This is a genomic window from Xanthobacter nonsaccharivorans (assembly GCF_043194755.2).
GTDB classification, from domain to species: Bacteria; Pseudomonadota; Alphaproteobacteria; order Rhizobiales; family Xanthobacteraceae; genus Xanthobacter; species Xanthobacter autotrophicus_G.
Window position 1 is genome coordinate 3801558 of the sequence record NZ_CM195526.1, and the last position, 20142, is coordinate 3821699.

At 68.5% G+C, this 20142-nt stretch carries 18 protein-coding genes and 1 pseudogene; 12 read left to right on the forward strand and 7 right to left on the reverse strand.

Features of this window, described 5'->3' with window-relative positions; translation table 11 throughout:
- Positions 1-24 precede the first annotated feature (24 nt).
- A complete protein-coding gene (locus V5F59_RS17405) occupies positions 25-1095 on the forward strand; it encodes a 2,3-butanediol dehydrogenase (RefSeq protein WP_393977060.1) in 1071 nt (356 codons plus the stop codon).
- On the opposite strand, the gene V5F59_RS17410 is transcribed toward V5F59_RS17405, so the two are convergent.
- Positions 1096-2256: an alpha-hydroxy acid oxidase gene (locus tag V5F59_RS17410; RefSeq protein ID WP_393976467.1), complete on the reverse strand. Its 1161-nt coding sequence runs from the start codon at positions 2254-2256 to the stop codon at positions 1096-1098.
- A 104-nt stretch (positions 2257-2360) separates the two neighbouring features.
- Positions 2361-2570: pseudogene (locus V5F59_RS17415) on the reverse strand (L-lactate permease); the annotation flags it as partial.
- A gap of 321 nt (positions 2571-2891) precedes the next feature.
- Here V5F59_RS17415 and V5F59_RS17420 point away from each other — a divergent pair.
- A complete protein-coding gene (locus tag V5F59_RS17420) occupies positions 2892-3683 on the forward strand; it encodes an FCD domain-containing protein (RefSeq protein WP_393976468.1) in 792 nt (263 codons plus the stop codon).
- 25 nt (positions 3684-3708) lie between these two features.
- Here V5F59_RS17420 and V5F59_RS17425 read toward each other — a convergent pair whose 3' ends face one another.
- Positions 3709-4167, reverse strand: a complete 459-nt coding sequence (locus tag V5F59_RS17425; protein WP_393976469.1) for an Lrp/AsnC family transcriptional regulator — start codon at positions 4165-4167, stop codon at positions 3709-3711.
- Positions 4168-4297: 130 nt separating this feature from the next.
- Between V5F59_RS17425 and alr the strand changes: the two genes are divergently transcribed.
- The 10 genes from alr (at position 4298) to V5F59_RS17475 (ending at position 16819) form a co-directional block, all read left to right on the forward strand.
- A complete protein-coding gene (gene alr / locus V5F59_RS17430; RefSeq protein WP_393976470.1) occupies positions 4298-5473 on the forward strand; it encodes an alanine racemase in 1176 nt (391 codons plus the stop codon).
- Between the two features lie 13 nt (positions 5474-5486).
- Positions 5487-6752 (forward strand): D-amino acid dehydrogenase, encoded by a 1266-nt coding sequence (locus tag V5F59_RS17435; RefSeq protein WP_393976471.1) that lies wholly within the window; start codon positions 5487-5489, stop codon positions 6750-6752.
- Between the two features lie 182 nt (positions 6753-6934).
- Positions 6935-7966 (forward strand): LacI family DNA-binding transcriptional regulator, encoded by a 1032-nt coding sequence (locus tag V5F59_RS17440; protein WP_393976472.1) that lies wholly within the window; start codon positions 6935-6937, stop codon positions 7964-7966.
- Positions 7967-8139: 173 nt separating this feature from the next.
- On the forward strand, positions 8140-9621 hold the full coding sequence (locus tag V5F59_RS17445) for an FAD-binding oxidoreductase (protein WP_393976473.1): 1482 nt from the start codon (positions 8140-8142) through the stop codon (positions 9619-9621).
- A 30-nt stretch (positions 9622-9651) separates the two neighbouring features.
- Positions 9652-11166 carry a xylulokinase gene (gene xylB / locus V5F59_RS17450; RefSeq protein WP_393976474.1) on the forward strand — a complete coding sequence of 505 codons (1515 nt, stop codon included), beginning with the start codon at positions 9652-9654 and terminating at the stop codon, positions 11164-11166.
- 142 nt (positions 11167-11308) lie between these two features.
- Positions 11309-12403, forward strand: coding sequence for an ABC transporter ATP-binding protein (locus V5F59_RS17455; protein ID WP_393976475.1), 1095 nt, complete (start codon positions 11309-11311; stop codon positions 12401-12403).
- A gap of 53 nt (positions 12404-12456) precedes the next feature.
- Positions 12457-13782, forward strand: a complete 1326-nt coding sequence (locus tag V5F59_RS17460) for an ABC transporter substrate-binding protein (protein ID WP_393976476.1) — start codon at positions 12457-12459, stop codon at positions 13780-13782.
- Between the two features lie 208 nt (positions 13783-13990).
- Positions 13991-14851 (forward strand): carbohydrate ABC transporter permease, encoded by an 861-nt coding sequence (locus V5F59_RS17465; RefSeq protein ID WP_393976477.1) that lies wholly within the window; start codon positions 13991-13993, stop codon positions 14849-14851.
- 5 nt (positions 14852-14856) lie between these two features.
- A complete protein-coding gene (locus V5F59_RS17470) occupies positions 14857-15684 on the forward strand; it encodes a carbohydrate ABC transporter permease (protein ID WP_393976478.1) in 828 nt (275 codons plus the stop codon).
- A gap of 43 nt (positions 15685-15727) precedes the next feature.
- Positions 15728-16819, forward strand: a complete 1092-nt coding sequence (locus V5F59_RS17475) for a glycerol dehydrogenase (protein ID WP_393976479.1) — start codon at positions 15728-15730, stop codon at positions 16817-16819.
- A 37-nt stretch (positions 16820-16856) separates the two neighbouring features.
- Here V5F59_RS17475 and V5F59_RS17480 read toward each other — a convergent pair whose 3' ends face one another.
- From V5F59_RS17480 to V5F59_RS17495, 4 genes are read right to left on the reverse strand one after another with little or no spacing between them, the layout of a single operon-like run.
- On the reverse strand, positions 16857-17585 hold the full coding sequence (locus V5F59_RS17480) for an ABC transporter ATP-binding protein (RefSeq protein WP_393976480.1): 729 nt from the start codon (positions 17583-17585) through the stop codon (positions 16857-16859).
- Complete coding sequence (locus tag V5F59_RS17485; protein WP_509211108.1) at positions 17578-18351, reverse strand: ATP-binding cassette domain-containing protein; 774 nt, start codon at positions 18349-18351, stop codon at positions 17578-17580. Before V5F59_RS17485 ends, V5F59_RS17480 begins: the two co-directional genes overlap by 8 nt.
- Positions 18348-19250, reverse strand: coding sequence for a branched-chain amino acid ABC transporter permease (locus tag V5F59_RS17490; RefSeq protein ID WP_393976482.1), 903 nt, complete (start codon positions 19248-19250; stop codon positions 18348-18350). The genes V5F59_RS17485 and V5F59_RS17490 overlap by 4 nt, the downstream gene beginning before the upstream one ends.
- Entirely contained in the window at positions 19247-20131 is an 885-nt protein-coding gene (locus tag V5F59_RS17495; protein WP_393976483.1) for a branched-chain amino acid ABC transporter permease, read from the reverse strand. The genes V5F59_RS17490 and V5F59_RS17495 overlap by 4 nt, the downstream gene beginning before the upstream one ends.
- Positions 20132-20142 lie beyond the last annotated feature (11 nt).

The following is a 20142-nucleotide window of genomic DNA, read 5'->3' on the forward strand; positions in this document are numbered from 1 at the left end:
AGGAGGAAACTCATGAGCGCCAGGATGAAGGTCGCCCGTTTCCACGCGAAGAGGGATGTGCGCGTGGAGGAGATTCCGGCGCCCCCGGAAACCCTCGGTCCGCGGGATGTGATGATCCGCAACCGCTTCTGCGGCATATGCGGAACCGACCTGCATGAATATGCCGCAGGCCCCATCTTCATCCCCGTGGAACCGCACCCCTACACGGGCGCGAAGCTGCCCCAGATCCTCGGTCACGAATACGGCGGAACCGTTGTGGCCATTGGCTCCGAGGTCACCAACGTCAAGGTCGGCGACCGCGTTTCCGTACAGCCCCTGGTGTCTCCGAGGGAGGATTACTTCGGCAAGCGCGGCCTCTACCAGCTGAGCGAAAGCCTCGGCATCATCGGCCTCGGCTGGCCGTGGGGCGGCATGGCCGAATATTCGATCGTCAATGATTACAACGTCTTCGTCATGCCGAACACGGTGTCCGACGAGCAGGCCGCCCTCATCGAGCCCACCGCCGTGGTGGTCTATGCGGCGGATCGCGGCGGGGTGAAGCCCGGCTCCAGCGTCCTCGTCACCGGCGCCGGCCCCATCGGCCAGCTGCAGGTCCTGGCCGCGCGGGCGGCGGGAGCGAGCCGCATCTTCCTCTCCGACACGAACGACAACCGCCTCGCCATGGCCCGGCAGATCCTGCCGGACGTAATCACACTTAATCCCCGCAGCGTCGATGTCCCCGCAGCCGTGCGCGCGCAGACGGACGGTAGCGTCGGCGCCGACGTGGCGCTGGAATGCGTGGGCGCCGAGGCGGCGCTCTCCACCTGCATCGATGCGGTGCGGCGACAGGGCGTCGTGGTGCAGGTGGGGCTCCACGTGGGCAAGCCGGCGGTGGATGGTTTCGCCATCACCTTCAAGGACATAGATGTCCGCGGCTCGTGGTGCTACCCGACCCTCATGTGGCCCCGCGTCGCCTCCATGATCGGTGCCGGCATCCTCCCCGCCGAGAAGGTGGTGACGCGCCGCATCCGCCTCGACGACGTGGTCGGAGAGGGGTTCGAGGCATTGCTCGACCCCGCCGGCCAGGAGCTGAAAATCCTCATAGATCTCAATTGATCAGGACCTCCGCGCCCAAGGCGTCTCGTCAATGATGGAGGCGTCGATGGCGCGGATGTCCCGCTTGCCGCACAGGGCCATGGTGATGTCGAGCTCGGTGCGGATGATCTCCAGCGCCCGCGCCACACCGGCGCGGCCGCCCGCACCGAGGCCGTAGAGGAAGGGACGGCCGATCCACACGCCCTTGGCGCCAAGGGCCACCGCCTTCAGCACGTCCTGCCCCGAGCGCACGCCACCATCCATATGCACCTCGATCCTGCCACCCACCGCGTCCACGACGCCGGGCAGGGCGGAGATGGAGGAACGGGCGCCGTCCAGCTGCCGGCCGCCGTGGTTCGAGACAATAATCGCGTCCGCGCCGGTTTCCGCAGCCATGCGGGCATCCTCCGCGTCGAGGATCCCCTTGAGGATCAGCTTGCCGCCCCAGCGCTCCTTGATCCACGCCACGTCCGCCCACGACAGGCGCGGATCGAACTGCTCCTTGGTCCAGGAGGACAGGGAGGCGAGGTCGCCCACGTTGGAGGCATGGCCGACGATGTTGCCGAAGCTGCGGCGCTTGGTGCCCAGCATGCCCAGGCACCAGGCCGGGCGCGTCGCCATCTGCCAGACGTGCTTCGGCGTGAACTTGGGCGGCGCGGAAAGGCCGTTGCGCAGGTCCTTGTGGCGCTGGCCGAGGATCTGCAGATCCAGCGTCAGCACCAGCGCGGAGCAGCGGGCCGCCTTGGCCCGGTCGATCAGGCGCTCGATGAAGGCCCGATCGCGCATCACATAGAGCTGGAACATGAACGGCTTGGTGGTGGCCGCCGCCACGTCCTCGATGGAGCAGATGGACATGGTGGAGAGGGCGAACGGCACGCCCGCCGCTTCCGCCGCCTGGGCCGCGAGGATCTCGCCGTCCGCATGCTGCATGCCGGTGAGGCCGGTGGGCGCGAGCGCGATGGGCATCGACACGGATTCCCCCACCATCTCGGTGGCGAGCGAGCGATCGGTCATGTCCACCAGGATGCGCTGTCGCAGCAGGATCTTCGCGAAATCGCTCTCGTTGGCGCGGTAGGTGCCCTCGGTCCAGGCACCGGAATCCGCATAATCGAAGAACATCTTCGGCACGCGCCGGCGGGCAAGGGCCTTCAGGTCGTCGATGGTAAGCGCATTCTCGAGCATTTCGTCTCTCCTTGGGCCGAGGGCCGGAGCGAGCCGGCGAGGCCGAAAGCGCCGGCGACAAACCCGCCGGCGCGCGTTCCGTCAGTGGGCCCCCGGCACTCCAGTCACGGGTGGCACCGTGTCGGTGAAGGCCGCAGATAGGTCTGGGCGAGCACAAGGCAGCCCACCGCGACCGAATGGAAGGACACGTGGCGCAAAGAGGGAGCCTTCATGCCCGCGCATGGCGGTGGAGGCGACCACGATGCTCTGCGCGTCAATCTCTCGCCGTCCACGCCGCCCGAACTGTTGCCCGCCGCCATGAGCATCGGATTGAGAGAGCGTCTTGCCATAGATGCGCATGAAGCCGAGCAAGCTGTCGCCGAGCAGGAAGCCCGAGACGAGGTTGAGGTTAAATGCCGGCGCCTCCGCATGGCCCTGGTCCGCATGGGCCTTGGCGTGCGGCGACGGTCCGGTCGAGCGGGGGCCCTATGGTTCCTCCAGAATCGACCGGCTTGGCGCCCGTCCGGTTTTCTTGTAACCCAGCCTCGAAATTTTGGTAAAATGTTTTGACCAAAAATGTCAACAGGAGAAATCCCTTTCACGGGGGCGACCGCGCGAATACGATTGTTTCAAACCACCTCGGCGGCATGAGGGGCATGGTGACCAAGGACGGGATCAAGGGGGCGAGCGCCGCGGAGAGCACCGCGCGCCACATCGAGGAGCTGATCGTGGAAGGCGCGCTGCGGCCCGGCGAGCCCCTGCTGCCGGAACGCGAGATGGCCGTGCGGCTCAACGTCTCGCGTCCGACGCTGCGGCAGGGCATGAAGATCCTGGAAGACAAGGGCCTGCTGGTGGCGGATGCCAGCGGCAGCCGGGTGGTCGCGCCCCTCGGCTCCAGCTTCACCGACCCGCTCCTGGGCCTGCTCTCCTCCCACGAGACGGTGGTGGACGATTATCTGGAGCTCAGGGCGAACCTGGAGATGATGGCGGCCACCCTCGCCGCCACCCGCGCCAACGAGGTGGACCGCGAGATGCTCCGCCGTTGCATGGCGCGGATCGATGCCGCCCATGGCAAGGCCGACGCCGCAAACGAGGCGGAGGCCGACGTGGACCTGCACCTCGCCATCTACGAGGCGAGCCACAATCTGGTGCTGCTGCACATCATGCGCGCCTTGTCCGGCATGCTGCGGCGGGGCATCTTTCACAATCGCCAGACGCTTTACGCGCGCCCGGAAGTGCGCGAGGTGCTGCGCGGGCAGCATCGCGCCATCTTCGAGGCGATCCTGGCGGGCGATCCGGAGGCCGCCGGCCGGTGCGCCGAGGCGCACATGAGCTACACCCGGCGGGTGATCGCCGAGATCGCCGCCTCCGAAGCGCGGCTGGAAATCTCCCTGCGGCGCATCGACGGCGGCAACATCGCCTCGCGCTCCGGGAAGGGCCGGCAGTAAGACAGGGCGGCCCGGCCGGCGCGCCTCACGGCCCCGCGGGCCGCCCGCTCACCACGGTGCGAATGGCGAAGGACGACTGGATGCGCGCCACCCCCGGCAGGCGCGACAGCACATCCGTATGCAGGCGCTCGTAGTCGGCGGCGTTCTTCACCTCGATCTTGAGCAGATAATCCGCCAGCCCCGTCATGAGATAACAATCTGTGATCTCCGGGCAGCGGCGGACCGCGGTCTCGAACCGGTTGAGGAAATCCTCGGTCTGCCGCTCCAGCGTGATCTGGGTGAGCACCACCAGGCTGTCGCGCGGCCCGGGCATCTCGACGATGGCGGTATAGCCCCGGATCACCCCGTTGCGCTCCAGAAGGCGCAACCGCCTCAGGCAGGCAGAGGGCGAAAGCCCCACGGCGGCCGCGAGGTCCGCATTGGGCATGCGGCCGTCCATCCGCAGCAGGCGGACGATGTGAGCGTCGATGTCGTCCAGAACCATGCTTCGAATCTTATGCGAAGATTTGAACGGAAATTGCGAAAATTCGCCTGTCAGCAACATAGCCTGCGACGGGATGACAGGAAAGACAGCAGGCCATGCGGTAGACTTTCAGGATCGCTGACGAGCCTTGATGTACGCCATGCGCCCCATGCCCCGCTCCGTCGATCCGATCTCAGATCCGCTGTCCGTCCCCGTCGGTGTGCCGGACCCGGCCCTGGCCCGGGCGGGCGGCATCCTCACCATCGATCTCGCCGCCATCGTCGCGAACTGGCGCGCGCTGGTGGGACATGCCCCCTCGGCCGAATGCGCCGCCGTGCTGAAGGCGGATGCCTATGGGCTCGACGCGGCAAGGGTCGCCCCTGCCCTCGCCGCCGCCGGCTGCCGCACCTTCTTCGTGGCGCATCTCGACGAGGGCATCGCCCTGCGCCGCATCTTGCCCGGCGGCGCACGCATCGCCGTCCTGCACGGGCCCATGCCGGGGACGGAAGGGGAATTCCCCGCCCACACGCTCCTTCCGGTTCTCAATTCCACCGAACAGGTGAGGGACTACGCACGCCTCGCCGGCACCATGGGCCGGCGCCTGCCGGCGATCCTGCAGAGCGACACGGGCATGGCTCGGCTCGGCCTTTCCCGTGGCGAGCTCGATGCCCTGGTCAACGGCGGCGGCCTTTCCGGGCTCGACCTCGTGCTGCACATGAGCCACCTCGCCTGCGCCGACAGCCCGGGGAACCCCGCCAACCCGGCACAGCTCCATGATTTCACCGCCGCCTGCGCCCGCCTGCCGGGCGTGCCGGCAAGCCTGTCCGCCTCCTCCGGCATTTTCCTCGGGCCGGACTATCATTTCGACCTCGTGCGGCCGGGCGCGGCGCTCTACGGCATCGCCCCCCAGGCCGGCGCTCCCAATCCCCTGAAGCTCGCCATCCGCCTCCAGGGGCGCGTGGTGCAGTTGCGCGAGGTACCGGCCGCCACCGCCATCGGCTATGGCCACACGGCGCATACAACGGAGAGGACGCACCTCGCCACCATCGGCATCGGCTATGCGGACGGCTTCCTGCGCAGCCTCTCCAACCGCGGGGCCGGCTGGTTCCGGGGGGTCCGCCTGCCCATCGTCGGCCGCGTCTCCATGGATAGCGTGATCCTCGACGCGAGCGCCCTTCCCGCCGGCGCCCTCCATGCCGGCGACCTCGTGGACTTCATCGGCCCCGACCAGGACCTCGACGCCATCGCCCGCGATGCCGGCACCATCGGCTACGAAATTCTCACCAGCCTCGGGGCGCGCTATCCGCGCCGCCATCTGGGCCTCTGAAGGAGCTCAGGCCATGCGCATCCTCATTCTCGGCAGCGGGGTCATCGGCACCACCTCGGCCTACTACCTCTCCAAGGCGGGGCATGAGGTCACGGTCGTCGACCGCCAGCCGGGCGCCGGCCTGGAGACCTCGTTCGCCAATGCCGGGCAGGTCTCCCCCGGCTACTCGGCACCCTGGGCCGGGCCAGGCATCCCGGTGAAGGCCATCAAGTGGCTGCTCATGCACCACCGGCCGCTGGTACTGTGGCCCAGCCTCGACCCCAAGCTCTACCTGTGGCTGGCAAAGATGCTCGCCAATTGCACCGAGGCGGCCTACCGCCGCAACAAGGCGCGCATGGTCCGTCTCGCCGAATACAGCCGCGATGCCCTCGACGCGCTGCGCACGGAAACCGGCATCGCCTATGACGAGCGCACCCTTGGCACGCTCCAGCTGTTCCGTACCCAGAAGCAGCTGGACCACGTGCACACCGACACCGAGGTGCTCGACGCCCACGGCGTCGCATACGAGCTTCTGGACCCCGCCGGCTGCATCCGCGCCGAGCCGGCGCTGGCGCGCGTGCGGGAGAAGTTCGTGGGAGGGCTGCGGCTGCCCGGCGACGAGACGGGCGACGCCCACCTCTTCACCCAGCGCCTCGCGATCATCTGCGCCCGGCAGGGTGTCACCTTCCGCTATGGCGCCACCATTGAGGCCCTGCGCCACGAAGGCGGCCGCGTCACCGGCGTCGCTCTGGCGGGCGGAGAGGTGCTCACGGCGGACCTCTACGTGGCGGCCATGGGCAGCTACACGCCGGCGCTGCTGGCCCCGCTCGGCATCCGCCTGCCGGTCTATCCGGTGAAGGGCTACTCCCTCACCCTGCCCATCGTGGACCCGGAGGCCGCGCCGCGCTCCACGGTGATGGACGAGACCTACAAGATCGCCATCACCCGCCTCGGCGACCGCATCCGCGTCGGCGGCACGGCGGAGCTGGCGGGCTTCAACCTGGACCTGCGCGAGCCGCGACGGCAGACCCTCGCCTTCTCCGTGAGCGACCTGTTCCCGGCTGGCGGCGACGTCTCCAAGGCCAGCTTCTGGGCCGGTCTGCGACCCATGACGCCGGACGGCACGCCCATCATCGGGCCGACTACCCTTGGCAATCTCTACACCAACACCGGCCACGGCACGCTCGGCTGGACCATGGCCTGCGGCTCCGGCCGCGTGCTCGCCGACATGATCGGCGGCCAAGCGCCGGACATCGACACAGCCGACCTCTCCGTCGCCCGGTATGCGGACGCCGCCTGAGGCCGCTTTTGAGGCGACGGGGCGTGTGAGACAGTCCCTGGCGAGCGCGCGATCCGATCATATCGAACCGCTCCGCGGCTCCATTTGATCGGTAAATCGCCTTCTAACTGATTGAATAGAGACGGATCGACTGCCCATATTGAACGGCCTGGGCGATTCAATATGGGCAGATCCGGCTCCCGATGACACGCGGAACGACCCCCTCCTTCCCTTCCCGGCCGACCCTCGCCGACGTGGCGCGGGTGGCGGGCGTCGACATGTCCACCGCCTCCCGGGTCCTGCGCGGCGACAGCGCCCAGCGCGTGCGCAAGGAGACGCGGGACCGAATCCTGAAGGTGGCAGAGGAGCTGGACTACCGCGCCAATCCCCTGGCCCGCGGCCTGCGCACGGCGCGCACCGATACCCTCGGCATCGTCGTGCCCCAGCTCGACAATCCGGTGTTCGCCTCGGCGATCCGGGGAGCGGAGCTGGCGGCGGCGGAGTTGGGATACTCCCTCCTCATCTCCCATCGCGAGCCGGGCGCCGCCGCCTCCAGCATCGCCAAGCTGTCGCAGACCAATCGGGTGGACGGCCTGCTGGTGGCGAGCCTCGATGACGACGAGGTGCTCCGCTCGGACCTCGCCTCGGCGCGGGTGCCCTATGTGCTCATGAACCGCATCCTGCCCGGCGCTCCGCTCTCCGTGGTTCTGGACAGCCGCGCCGCCGCACGCCGGGGCGTGGAGCACCTGGCGGCCCTCGGCCACCGGCGCATCGCCCATCTGGCGGGGCGGGCCCAGGGCTTCAATGCGCTGGAGCGCCTCGAAGGCTATCGCGAGGGCCTCGCCGCCGCCGGCATTCCCTATGAGGAAAGGCTCGTCGCCACCGCCGGCTACACCGCGGAGGGCGGCGCGACCGCCATGCGCGCCCTGCTCCCGCAAAAGCCCACGGCAGTGCTCGCCGCCACCCTGGTTTCGGCCGCTGGCGCCATGGGCGTGCTGCACGAGGCTGGCCTGCGCATCCCCGAGGACGTGTCGGTGGTGGGCCTTCACGACGCCCCGGTGGCCGCCATGCTGTATCCAAGCCTCACCACCGTGATGATGCCCACGGAGGAGATGGGGCGGGTGGCCGCGACCATGCTCATCCGTCTGCTGGCCGGCGAGCATCCGGAACCCGTGCCGCCCCTGCCGCCGGGCGCCCTCATCGGCCGCGCATCCACAGGCCCTGCCTCCCGCTGAACTTCCGCCTTGACGGGTCACGTCACCTCTGACAGCCTAGAACAAACGATTGTTCATGGCTTGCGCACCCATTGCTCATGACCCGAACGATCCAGAAGAACACGGGAGGACGCCACGATGGGACCCTGCAAGGCGGGGCCGTGCCTGCGCGCCTCCATGGAGAAGAGGTGACCATGACCGGCCTGACCATCGCCGCCGCCAGAACGTCCGACGCGGTGGATGCCGCCCTTGCCGGGGCGCTCGCCGCCATTGTCGGTGCCGAGCATGTTCTCACCGAGTTCGAGGCGCGGCGCGCCTATGCCCACGACCGGCTGCCCTTCGCCAATTTCCGCGAGCGCTTCGGCAAGCTCGCCGGCGTCATGCCACGCCTCGCGGTCCGACCCGGGTCGGCGGCCGAGGTTGAGGCCATCGTGAAGCTGGCGCGGCGAGAGAAGGTGGAGCTGATCCCCTTCGGCAACGGCTCCGGCGTGCTGGGCGGCGCCATTCCCCTCCATCACGAGGTGATGGTGGACCTGCGCCGGCTCGACCGCATCGTCTCCATCAACCCGCACGACGCCATGGTGACGGTCGAGGCGGGCATGAACGGCGCCGTGTTCGAGAAGGCGTTGAACGAGGCAGGCTTCACCACCGGGCACCTGCCCCAGTCCATCGAGATCTCCACCGTGGGCGGCTGGGCCGCCTGCCGCGGCGGCGGCCAGGCCTCCAGCCGCTACGGCAAGATCGAGGACATGGTGCTCGGCCTGAAGGCGGTGCTGCCCGACGGCTCGCCGCTGGAGATCCGCCCCGTCGCGCGCCGCTCGGTCGGCCCCTCGGTCCGCGACCTGCTGGTGGGCAGCGAAGGCGCCTTCGGCATCATCACCGAGTTGACTCTGCGCCTGTGGCGCCTGCCGGCGGAGGAGCGCGGCATGGTGGTCGCCTTCCCCTCCCTCGATGCGGCCTGGGAAGCGGCCCGGCGCATCATGCAGGCAGAGCTGCGCCCCACCGTGGTGAGGATCTACGATGCCGTGGAGAGCGCCGACCGCACGGAGGGGCTCGAACAGTTCAAGTCCAGCCCCATCCTCGCCATCCTCGTCTTCTCCGGCGCCGAGCCGGTCGTCGGCGCGGAGCAGGAGGCGGCGCGTCGGATCATCGAGAGCCTCGGCGGAACGCTGGCCCCGGATGGGCCCTTCCATCACTGGAAGGACAATCGCTACGTGGCCTATTCGCAGAAATGGCAGGCGGCGGGCTATTACAACGACACCGTGGAGGTCACCGGCAACTGGTCGGCCATTCCCGGCATGTATACGGCCATGGCGGCGGCGGTGCGCGCCATCTATCCGCAGATCCACTTCGGGGCGCACTGGTCCCATGTCTACCCGGAAGGAGCCTGCCAATACATGACCATCCGCCTGCCGCCCATGGATGAGGCCGAGGCCCTGCCCCTCCACGCCCGGCTCTGGGAAGCGCTGCAGACGCTGGTGCTGGCGCACGGTGGCTCCATCGCCCACCACCACGGCGTCGGCCTCTTCCGCAATCCCTGGATCAAGGCCGAGCTGGGCACGGCCCACGAGGTGCTGCAGTCCATCAAGGATGCGCTCGACCCGGACAACCTCATGAACCCCGGCAAGCTGGGCCTGCGTCCCGCCGCCGGCGCGGTGGACGTGCGCCATGGGTGATCATTCGTCCCGCCGGCGGAGACCCGCGTGATGAGCGCGGACCTCCTTATCGGCATCGACCTCGGCGCCGGCGCCCTCAAGACCAGCATCATCCGCACGGACGGCACGCTGGCGGGCGAGGCCTCGGCCGCGCTCGCCACCAGCGCCCCCCGACCCGGCTGGAGCGAGCAGGACCCGGCCAACTGGTGGCGCGCCTTGTGCGAGACGACGTCGCGCGCCCTCGCCCAGGCCGGCGGGGATGCCGCACGCGTCGCCGCCGTCTCCTTCTCCGCCGGAGCGCACACACAGGTGCTGGAGGATGCGGACGGCCGCGTCATCCGCCCCGCCATCCTCTGGAACGACCAGCGCTCGGGCGCCGAGACCCGCGACCTGCGCGAGCAGGCGGACACGCGCATCCTCGCGATCGGCGCCAACCGGGCCAACCCCACCTGGACCCTGCCGCAGATGCTGTGGCTGCGGCGGCACGAGCCGGAGGCCTTTTCCCGCGTGAAGCGGCTCTACGTGGCCAAGGACTGGCTGCGCAGCCGCCTCACCGGCACCTGGGAGACGGACTTCATCGACGCGGTCGGCACCCTGATGGCCGACGTCTCCACCGGCGGCTGGTCACCCGAATTGTGCGACATGATCGGCTGGCCGCTGGACACCCTGCCGCCCATCATTCCTTCCACCGCGGTGGCCGGCCGCGTGACGGCGGAGGCGGCGCGCGCCACCGGTCTCGCCGAAGGCACGCCGGTGGTGTGCGGCACCTCCGACACGGCCGCCGAGACCTACGGCGCGGGCATGATCCGCGAAGGCCTCGGCGTGGTGAAGCTTGCCACCGCCGCCACCGTGAGCGTCCTCACCCGCGCCCCACATCCGGACTTCACGGTCATCAACTATCCGCACGTGGTGCCGGATCATTGGTACGTGATCGCCGCCACCAATTCCTGCGCCTCCGCCCACAAATGGCTGCGCGACACGTTTTTTCGCCGGGATGGCGAGGACGGCTCCGCCGTCTTCACCCACATGGACCGGCGCGCGGCGGCCGTGGAACCGGGCTCGGAGGGCCTGTTCTTCCACCCCTATCTCAATGGCGAGCGCAGCCCGCACTGGGACCCCCTGCTGCGCGCCAATTATGTGGGCATGGGCTTCAACCACGGCCCCGGCCATTTCGTGCGCGCGCTCTATGAGGGCATCGCCTATTCGCTCAGGGACTGCATGCAGGCGCTGAATGCCAAGGGGCTTGCCTTCTCCACCGCGCGGCTCACCGGAGGCGGTGCGAAAAGCGTGCTCTGGCGGCAGATCGTGGCGGACGTGCTGAATGTGGAGGTGGAGCTGCCGGCGGTGGCGGAAGCCTCTTTCGGCGCCGCCCTCATCGCCGGAGTGGGCGTCGGCGCCTATGCCGATGCGCGGGATGCGGCACGGGCCATCGACATCGTCTGGCGGACCTCCCCCGATCCGTCACGGGCGGAACGCTATGCGAAGGGCCACCTGATCTACCGCGACATCCAGGCCGCGCTCGCGCCGCTCAACCACCGCATCCACGCTTTCGTCCAGGGCCGCTAGACCGCGACCCGGGCAGATGGAGCCGATCTGCCCGGGTCGCGCGCCAAACATAAAAAAGAGAACGCGTTATCCGGCGAGGTCGCGCCGCAATATGGCCGGTGCGCGCTCCGGGCCGGATACCAGAAGAACGGACAGGGAAGAGATGGCCGAGGTGAGATTGAACAAGGTCCGCAAGGCCTATGGCGGCGTCGTGGCGGTTCACGGCGTCGACCTCGAGATCCGGGACGGCGAGTTCGTCGTGTTCCTGGGGCCGTCGGGCTGCGGCAAGTCCACCACCCTGCGCATGATCGCGGGGCTGGAGGACATCACCTCGGGCACCGTCCACATCGGCGGGCGGGACGTGTCCCGGCTGGAGCCGAAGGACCGGAACATCGCCATGGTGTTCCAAAACTACGCCCTCTACCCGCACAAGACCATCTACGAGAACCTCGCCTTCGGCCTGCGCATGCGCAGGATGGACAAAACGGAAATCGACCGGCGGGTGAAGGCGGCCTCCGCCATGCTCGGGCTCGACCCCTATCTGGAGCGCAAGCCCAAGCAGCTCTCCGGCGGCCAGATGCAGCGCGTGGCGCTGGGCCGCGCCCTGGTGCGCGACCCGGACGTGTTCCTGCTGGACGAGCCGCTGTCCAACCTCGACGCCAAGCTCAGGGTGCGCATGCGCGAGGAGATCGCGCGCCTCCACCAGGAGGTCGGCACCTCCATGGTCTATGTCACCCACGACCAGGTGGAGGCCATGACACTCGCCGACCGCATCCTCATCATGCGCGACGGCCATGTGCAGCAGGTGGGCGCTCCCCTCCAGGTCTATGACCGGCCGGCGAACCTGTTCGTGGCGGGCTTCATCGGCGCGCCTGAGATGAACCTCGTCGAGGGGCGGGTGGAGGCCGGACGCTTCGTCACCGCGGGCCTCAGCCTCGATTTGCCCGCGGGCGTCGGTGCGCCGGAAGGCGCGGAGATCGTCATCGGCGCCCGGCCGGAGCACATCGCCGCGGGCGACCAGCCCGGCGCCCTGCCCCTGGAAGTCGCCGTGATCGAGCAGCTCGGCGCGCAGACCCTGCTCATCGGCGGCATCGGCAAGGTGCGCCTGCGCGTGCTGGTGGAACGCACGGATGCGGTGCGCAGCGGATCGGTGGTTCCGGTGCACCTCGCGCCGCAGCGTCTCCATGTGTTCGACAAGGCCAGCGGCATGCGGATCGAGGCCGCGGATGCGCGCGCCGACCGGCGACCCGCGGCCTGAAGTTCAAGAGCAGACGACGCCAACGACAAAAAGCACAACGGGAGGAACGGGACATGGACGGGACGAAGGACAAGGACGGCCTCAGCCGCCGCTCGGTTCTCAAGGCAGCCGGCGCCCTTGCCGGCGGGGCGATGGCAACAGGCCTCGCGGCGCCGGCGGTGCGCGCGCAGGGCACCAAGACCATCCGCTTCCTCAATGCGGAAACCTCCATCGACAGCATCCGCGCGCTGAAGGTGGCGGCCGCCGAATATGAGCGGCAGTTCGGCACCAAGGTGGTCATCGATTCCGTGCCCCTCGACGGCATCTTCACCAAGGTGACCACCTCCCTGCGCGGTGGCACGCCCTACGACATCGCCACCTTCGCCTTCGTTGGCCACGTGCTGATCCTTGCCAGCGAGGGGCACCTGATGCCGCTCAACGAGCTCACGGACAAGTACAAATGGGGGCCGAACATCCTCTTCCCGATCGACGGGAAGGTCTATTGGTACCCCTATGATTACAACCTCGCCTGGATTTACTATCGCAAGGATCTGTACGAAAAAAACGGCCTCTCCGTGCCGAAGACCTGGGACGCGATGCTTGCCAATTCGCAGAAGCTGAACGGTGACGGCCGCTCCGGCTCGCTCTTCCCCATCGGCTCGAACGGCGCCACCAACTGGCTCTCCCCGGGCTTCATGTGGGCAGAGGGCGTGAAGATCTTCGACGACAAATGGAACGTCGTGTTCGACAGCCCGGAGATCGGGCCGAAGGTCGCGAAGTATCTCGACTTCTTCGGCGAGCTGTACAAGACCATGCCTTCGGGCACCAGCCAGGTGAGCTTCGGCGAGGTGCTCTCCAACTTTACCGGCGACAAGGTGGCCCACACCGCCTATGCCGGCCGCCTGATCGAGACGCTGGAGCGCAACGCCCCCAAGCTGGCCGACCAGTACGGCATCATGCCCTACATGGATTCCACCGGGAAGCAGCAGGCGGTGAACCACGGCTATGACGGCTGGGTGGTGCTGAAGACGCCCCAGTCGGACGAAGCCATGAAGTTCATGAAATGGTTCACCGAGAACCAGTACATCAACTTCCTGCATACCGCCCCGCTGCACTTCCAGCCGCCGCGGCTCGATGTCTATGACGACGCCCGCTGGCGGGCGCATCCCCTCATCGAGAAGCACAATGCGGCGGTGGAGGAGATGCGGCGCTTCCTTACCGACAAGAACATCATCCTCACCTCCATCGACACCCAGGGCCCCCGGCCGGACCTGCGACCGGGCAAGATCTTCGAGGCCTTCGTGTTCCCCGAGATGCTCCAGAACAAGTGCCTGAAGAGCATGTCGTCCGCCGAGGCGGTCAAGATTGCGGCGGAACGCATGAAGCAGGTCATCGCCTGAAGGCGGTGTGCCGGCACAACCGTCATGGCCGGGCTCGGCCCGGCCATCCACGCCCGGTGGCCGGGACCGCCGTCACGAGGTTGCGCGAGCGGGGCGGCATGGATGCCCGGCACGAGGCCGGGCATGACGAGCGCGCATCAGGACTGCGCAGGGCGAGGGCAACGCGCGCAGACAACTTTCGCCCATTTCCGCTCAGAAGGACAACGCCTTGAGCTCACGCGCCACCATCTATTCCTTTCTGGGGATCGGCCTTGCGGCCACTGTGCTGCTCATCGTTCCGCCAGTGGTCTATGCCATCTCGCTGAGCTTCTATCATATGGACAGCTTCGTCGGCACGCCCCGCTGGGCGGGGCTCGACAACTATGTCCACGTGCTTTCGCAATGGGCGTTCTGGCGGGCGCTCATCAACGGCTTCGTCTATTCGCTTGGCACCATCGTGTTCCAGGTGGTGCTCGGCATCGGCTTCGCCCTGGTGCTGAACCAGGCCTTCCCCTTCCGCAACATCGTCCGGGGCCTGTCCATCCTGCCCTACCTGCTGCCCACCGTGGTGGTGGTGCTGACCTTCAAGTGGATGGTGGACGGCTCCATCGGCGTTCTCACCGCCGTCATCGCCGCGCTGGGGCTGCCGCCGGTCAGCTGGTTCGAGAGCCCGGGCGCGGCCATGGCCTCGGTGATCCTGGTGAGCGTGTGGATGTGGACCCCCTTCGTCACCACCACCTTTCTCGCCGCGCTCCAGACCGTGCCGCAATCCCTCTACGAGGCAGCAAAGGTGGACGGCACCACTGCGGTGCAGCGCTTCTTCCACATCACCCTGCCCATGCTGAAGCCGATCCTCACCGTCATCGTGCTGCTGCGCGCGGTGTGGATGTTCAACAAGTTCGACGTGATCTGGCTGCTCACCCAGGGAGGCCCGGTGGGGGCCACCGAGCACCTCGCGATCCTGTCCTACCGCACCGCCTTCTCGCTGTTCGACATCGGCGGCGGCGCGGCCATCGCCACCATCTCGTTCGCGATCCTCTCGGTGGCGGTGTTCATTTATTTCCGCCTCTTTCCCATCGACACGGAGTGAGGAAGATGCCCCGCGCGCGCCCCGCCCGCCTCGCGCTCCACGTGGCGGCCCTCGTCATCGCCATCTACTCGGCCTTCCCCATCTACTGGATGGTGGTGTCCTCGGTGCGCGCCCCGCAGGCGCTGCTCACCAGCACGTCCCTGCTGCCGGGGCCCTTCACCTGGGAATACTATTCAAATCTTCTGGAGCTCACGGACTATCCCGCGCAATTCCTCAACAGCGTCATCGTCGCGGCGGTCACCGTGGCGGTCACCATGGTGCTCTCGGTGATGATCGCCTATGCGGTCACGCGGCACCGGGTGCCGGGCAAGAAGCTGATCATCGGCGCCATGCTTTACGCCTACATGTTCCCGCCGCTGCTCATCGCCATTCCCATGTTCTCGGTCTTCGCGAAGCTCGGGCTGGGTGACACGCTCGCCAGCGTCATCGTCTCCCATCTGACCCTCACCTTGCCGCTGGGCGTGTGGTTCCTGTGGGGCTTCTTCAAGAGCATGCCGTTCGAGCTGGAGGAGGCAGCCATGGTGGACGGCTGCACGCGGCTCGGCGCCTTCCTGCGGGTGGTGCTGCCGTTGTCGCTGCCGGGCCTCATCACGGTGGCGATCTTCTCCTTCCTCCTGTCCTGGACGGACTACACCTTCGCCTTGATCATGATCGGCTCCGACGCCAACAAGACCGTGCCGGTGGGCCTTGCCTCCATGATCGGCTCGTTCGACCTGAGGTGGGGGGAGATCATGGCCGGCTCGACACTGATCGCCCTGCCGCTGTTCGGCGCATTCGCCTTGCTCAGCCAGTATTTCATCCAGGGCCTCGGCGCCGGCGCGGTGAAGGGCTGAACGAAGCCGCCACCGCACCGGTCAAGAACCCGGATAGTTGGAATTGCAAGACCACACCCACGAGGAGGATGACGTGAGCCTGCGCGCCTTCGGCGGTCCCCATCTCTACCTGCAAGGACCGGACGCCCTGAACGAACTGGGGCCGCGCGTCGCCGCCCTCGGCCGGCGGCCGTTCGTGGTGGCGGACGGGGTGGCCGCCGGCCTGATCGGCCCGCGCATCCGCGCGGCGCTCGGCCTGGAGGCCACCTTCGCCACCTTCGGCGGGGAGTGCACCGCGGGCGAGATCGACCGCCTCGCCGCCGCCGCCCGGGAGGCAGGGGCGGATGTCGTGGTCGGGCTCGGCGGCGGCAAGGCCATCGACACGGCGAAGGGCGTGCGGATGGCACTCGCCGCGCCCCTCGTCATCGTGCCCTCCATCGCCTCGAACGACAGCCCCACCTCGCGCCTCGCCGTGCTCTACACGGACGACCATGTCCTCGCCGAGGTGCGGCTGATGGCGACCAACCCGGACGTGGTGCTGGTGGACACCTCCATCATCGCCCGGGCGCCGGCCCGCTTCTTCGCCGCCGGCATTGGCGACGCCCTCTCCAAGGCGTTCGAGGTGGCGCAATGCGCCCGCTCCGGCGGGCTCAACTTCTTCAAGGCCTCGCCCACCGAGCTGGCCCTCGCCATCGCGGACCGGTGCTACGCCATCGTCCGCGCCGATGGTGTCGCGGCCCTGGAAGCGGTGAAGCGCAGGAGCAGCGATGCGTCCATGGAGCGGGTGGTGGAGGCCACCGTCCTCCTGAGCGGGCTCGCCTTCGAGAGCGGCGGGCTTTCCATCGCCCATTCGCTGACGCGCGGGTTCTCGGCGGTGCCGCAGGTCGCGCGGGCCCTGCATGGGGAGCAGGTGGCGCTGGGCCTTCTCGCCCAGCTGGTGGCGGAGGAGCGCGAGGCGGCGTTTCTTCAGGACCTCCGGAATTTCTACGCGGCGGTGGGCCTGCCGACCTCCTTCTCGGCCTTCGGCATCGGCGACCCCGAAGCGGTGCGAACCATCGTGGACGTCACCTGGCGCACCGCGCCCTACATCCGCAACTTCACGCCCACCCTCACGCCGGAGCGGCTCACCAAAGCGCTGATGTCCCTGCTGGCCTGAGGCTCCCGCCCTTGCGGCGCCTGGATCGGCGCCGCGGTCAGCCTGCGGCCGCCTCTGCGGCGCGCATGCCGAGATAAGCCGCAATCACGCGCGGGTCCTTCGCCAGGGCTTGCGCGGTGTCGCCGAAGACGACGCGACCGTGCTCCATCACGTAGCCATAATCGGCGACAGCGAGGGCCTTGCGGGCGTTCTGCTCCACCAGCAGCACCGTAGTGCCCTGGGCGTTGATGTCGGCGATGGTGGCGAAGATGTCGTTCACCACATGCGGGGCGAGGCCCATGGAGGGCTCGTCGAGCAGCAGCACCTTGGGCCGCGCCATCAGCGCCCGCCCCATGGCGAGCATCTGCTGCTCGCCGCCGGAGAGCGAGCCGGCATACTGGAAACGGCGCTCCCTGAGGCGTGGGAAGCGCGCGTAGATGCGCTCCATGTCGTCGGCGACGGACGGGTCGCTGCCGCGCACGTAGGCGCCGACCTTGAGATTGTCCTCGACCGACATGGAGGCCACCACGCGCCGGCCCTCCGGCACGAGGGAGACGCCGGCCCGCACGATCCTGTCGGCGGGGCTGCGCGTCACGTCGCGGCCGTCGAGCCGGACCGCGCCCGAGAAGGCGCGCACCAGCCCGCAGATGGTAAGCAGGGTCGTCGTCTTGCCCGCGCCGTTGGCGCCGATGAGGCACACGCAGGTGCCCGCAGGCACGGTGAGGTCGATGTCCTCCACCGCCGCGACGGAGCCGTAGCCGGAGGTGAGCTTGACGAGTTCAAGCATCCTCGGTCCCCAGATAGGCCTCGATCACGCTCGGCATGCGGCGGACCTCCTCGGGCGGGCCGGCGGCGATCTCCCGGCCGAAGTTCAGCACCACGATGTGGTCGCTGACCTGCGCCACGAACTCGATGTCGTGCTCGATCAGAAGCACGGTGATGCCCATGTCACGGATGGCGACGACGAGGTCCGCCAGCGCCCGCTTCTCGGCGAAGTTCATGCCGGCGGCCGGCTCGTCGAGCAGCAGCAGGCGCGGCCTGGTGGCGAGGGCGCGGGCGATCTCCACCCGCCGCCGATCGCCATAGGACAGGCCGCCGACGGCGCTGTCCCTGAGATGCGAGATGCCCACGAGGTCGATGAGGGCCTCGCACCGCGCGGTCTCGCGCGCCTCGCTGCGCTTCACCGCCGGCAGGCCGAGGAGCACGTCGAGAAGGCGCGCCGACTGGTGTCGGTGGGCGCCGAGCATCACGTTGTGGAGCGTGCTCTCCCCGGCCAGCAGGCGGATGTTCTGGAAGGTGCGCGCCACCCCCAGCGCCGCGACCCGGTGCGGCGCCAGGCGGGCGATGTCCACACCGTCGAGGCGGATGTGGCCGGCATCGGTGGGGTAGAGGCCGGTGATCATGTTCATGGTGGTGGTCTTGCCGGAGCCATTGGGCCCGATGAGCCCCGTCACCCGCCCCGGGGCGGCGGCGAGGGAGACGCAGTCCACAGCCACCACGCCCTGGAAACGCTTGGCCACCTGCCATAGTTCGAGCGCCGCGCCCGCCATCATTCCGCTCCCTGCCGGGCGGTGGCGGCGGCCTGCGCCACGGCTCGCGGACGCGGACGGAACCGCAGCAGCGACATGGCGCCCCCCGGCAGGAACAGCACCACGGCCAGGATCAGCAGGCCCATGAGGATCTCGCGCCACTGGCTGGAGAAGCGCAGCAGCTCCGGCAGGATGGTGGTGAAGATGGCGCCCACCAGGGGGCCGAGCAGAGCATTCACCCCGCCGAGGATGGGATAGGCCAGCGCATCCACGCTGCGCAGCAGGCCGAAATCCGATGGGCCGACGAAGAAGTTGAGATGCGCCGCCAGCCCGCCCACCCCGCCGCTGACGAAGCCCGAGGCCACGAATAGCGACAGCCGCTGGGCGAAGACGTTGACGCCCATGGCCTGGCTCATCACATCGTCCTGCCGGATGGCGGCAATGGAGCGCCCGAAGTAGGAGCGGCGCAGCGCATAGACGAAATAGATGGCGATGGCCACCAGCAGCACCAGCTGCCATGTCTCGGTGTAGCGCGGGATGCCGTAGATGCCGATGGCGCCGCCAGTGACCTGATCCCAGTTCAGGGCGATCACCCGCACCACCTCGGTGAAGGCGAAGGTGGCGAGCATGAAATAGTCGCCCCGCAGCTTCAGCACCGGAGCGCCGATGGCGAGGGCGACCGCGGCGGCGAGCAGCCCGCCTGCCAGCACCGCCACGGCAAAGGGCGCGCCGAGCTGCATGGTCAGGTAGACGCTGCAATAGGCGCCCACGGCCATGAAGCCGCCGGTGCCCAGCGTGAACATGTTGGCGGCAAGCGCCAGCCACACCCCATAGGCGAGGAGGGTGTTGAGCAGGCACAGGTTCACGAGGTTTCCGTAGCTCGCCAGGAAGGCGTCGAGGGGGGCGAGGAGCGCTTCGATCATGCGCGGCGCTCCTCGAAGCCGGAGAACAGGCCGGTGGGCTTTACCAGCAGGATGAGGAAGATGAGCCCGAAGCCGATGGCATCCCGGAAGGCGGAGCTCACATAGGCCACGGAGAACACCTCCACGAGGCCCAGCAGGAAGCCGCCCGCCACCGCGCCGGGAATGTTGCCGAGCCCGCCCAGGATGATGACGGTGAGCCCCTTCACCAGCATGTGCTCGCCCATGAAGGGCGACACCACGTTGAAGAGGAGGCCGAGCAGGACCCCGGCAGCGCCCGCGAGCGCGCCGGCGATGAAGAAGGTGGCGAGGATGGTGCGCCCCACCTCCACGCCGACGATGCGGGCCACCTCCTCGGAAAAGGCCACGGTGCGAATGGCGCGGCCCATGGACGTCTTCTGCAGGGTGAAGCCGAGGATCGCCATGAGGATGACCGCGGTGATGACCACGATGACCTGGAGGAGCTGCACGCGCACGCCGCCGACCTCCCAGACGATGGCGGTGACCGGGCTCGACGGATAGCCGTGCACCGACGTGCCGAAGATCTCCTGCGCGAGGCCGACCAGCAGCCGTGCCTGCGCGAGGCTGGCGACCAGCCCCATCCATTTGTGCCCGCCGCGCCGGCGCAGCACGCGGAACACGAGCAGCTCGGACACCATGCCGAGCACGCCGCCACCCGCCAGCGCCACCAGCAGCGCCAGCGGCAACGGCAGCCCGAGGAGGGCCATCTCCAGCCCCAGATAGGCGCCCACCATGAAGAAGGCGCCCTGGGCGAGGTTCACGATGTTGAGCACGCCGAAGATCAGCGTGCAGCCGATCGCGAACACTGCGTAGATCGAGCCGAGCGAAAGTCCGTTCACGATCTGCTGGAGGAAGGTGGTCATCCGCGAATCCC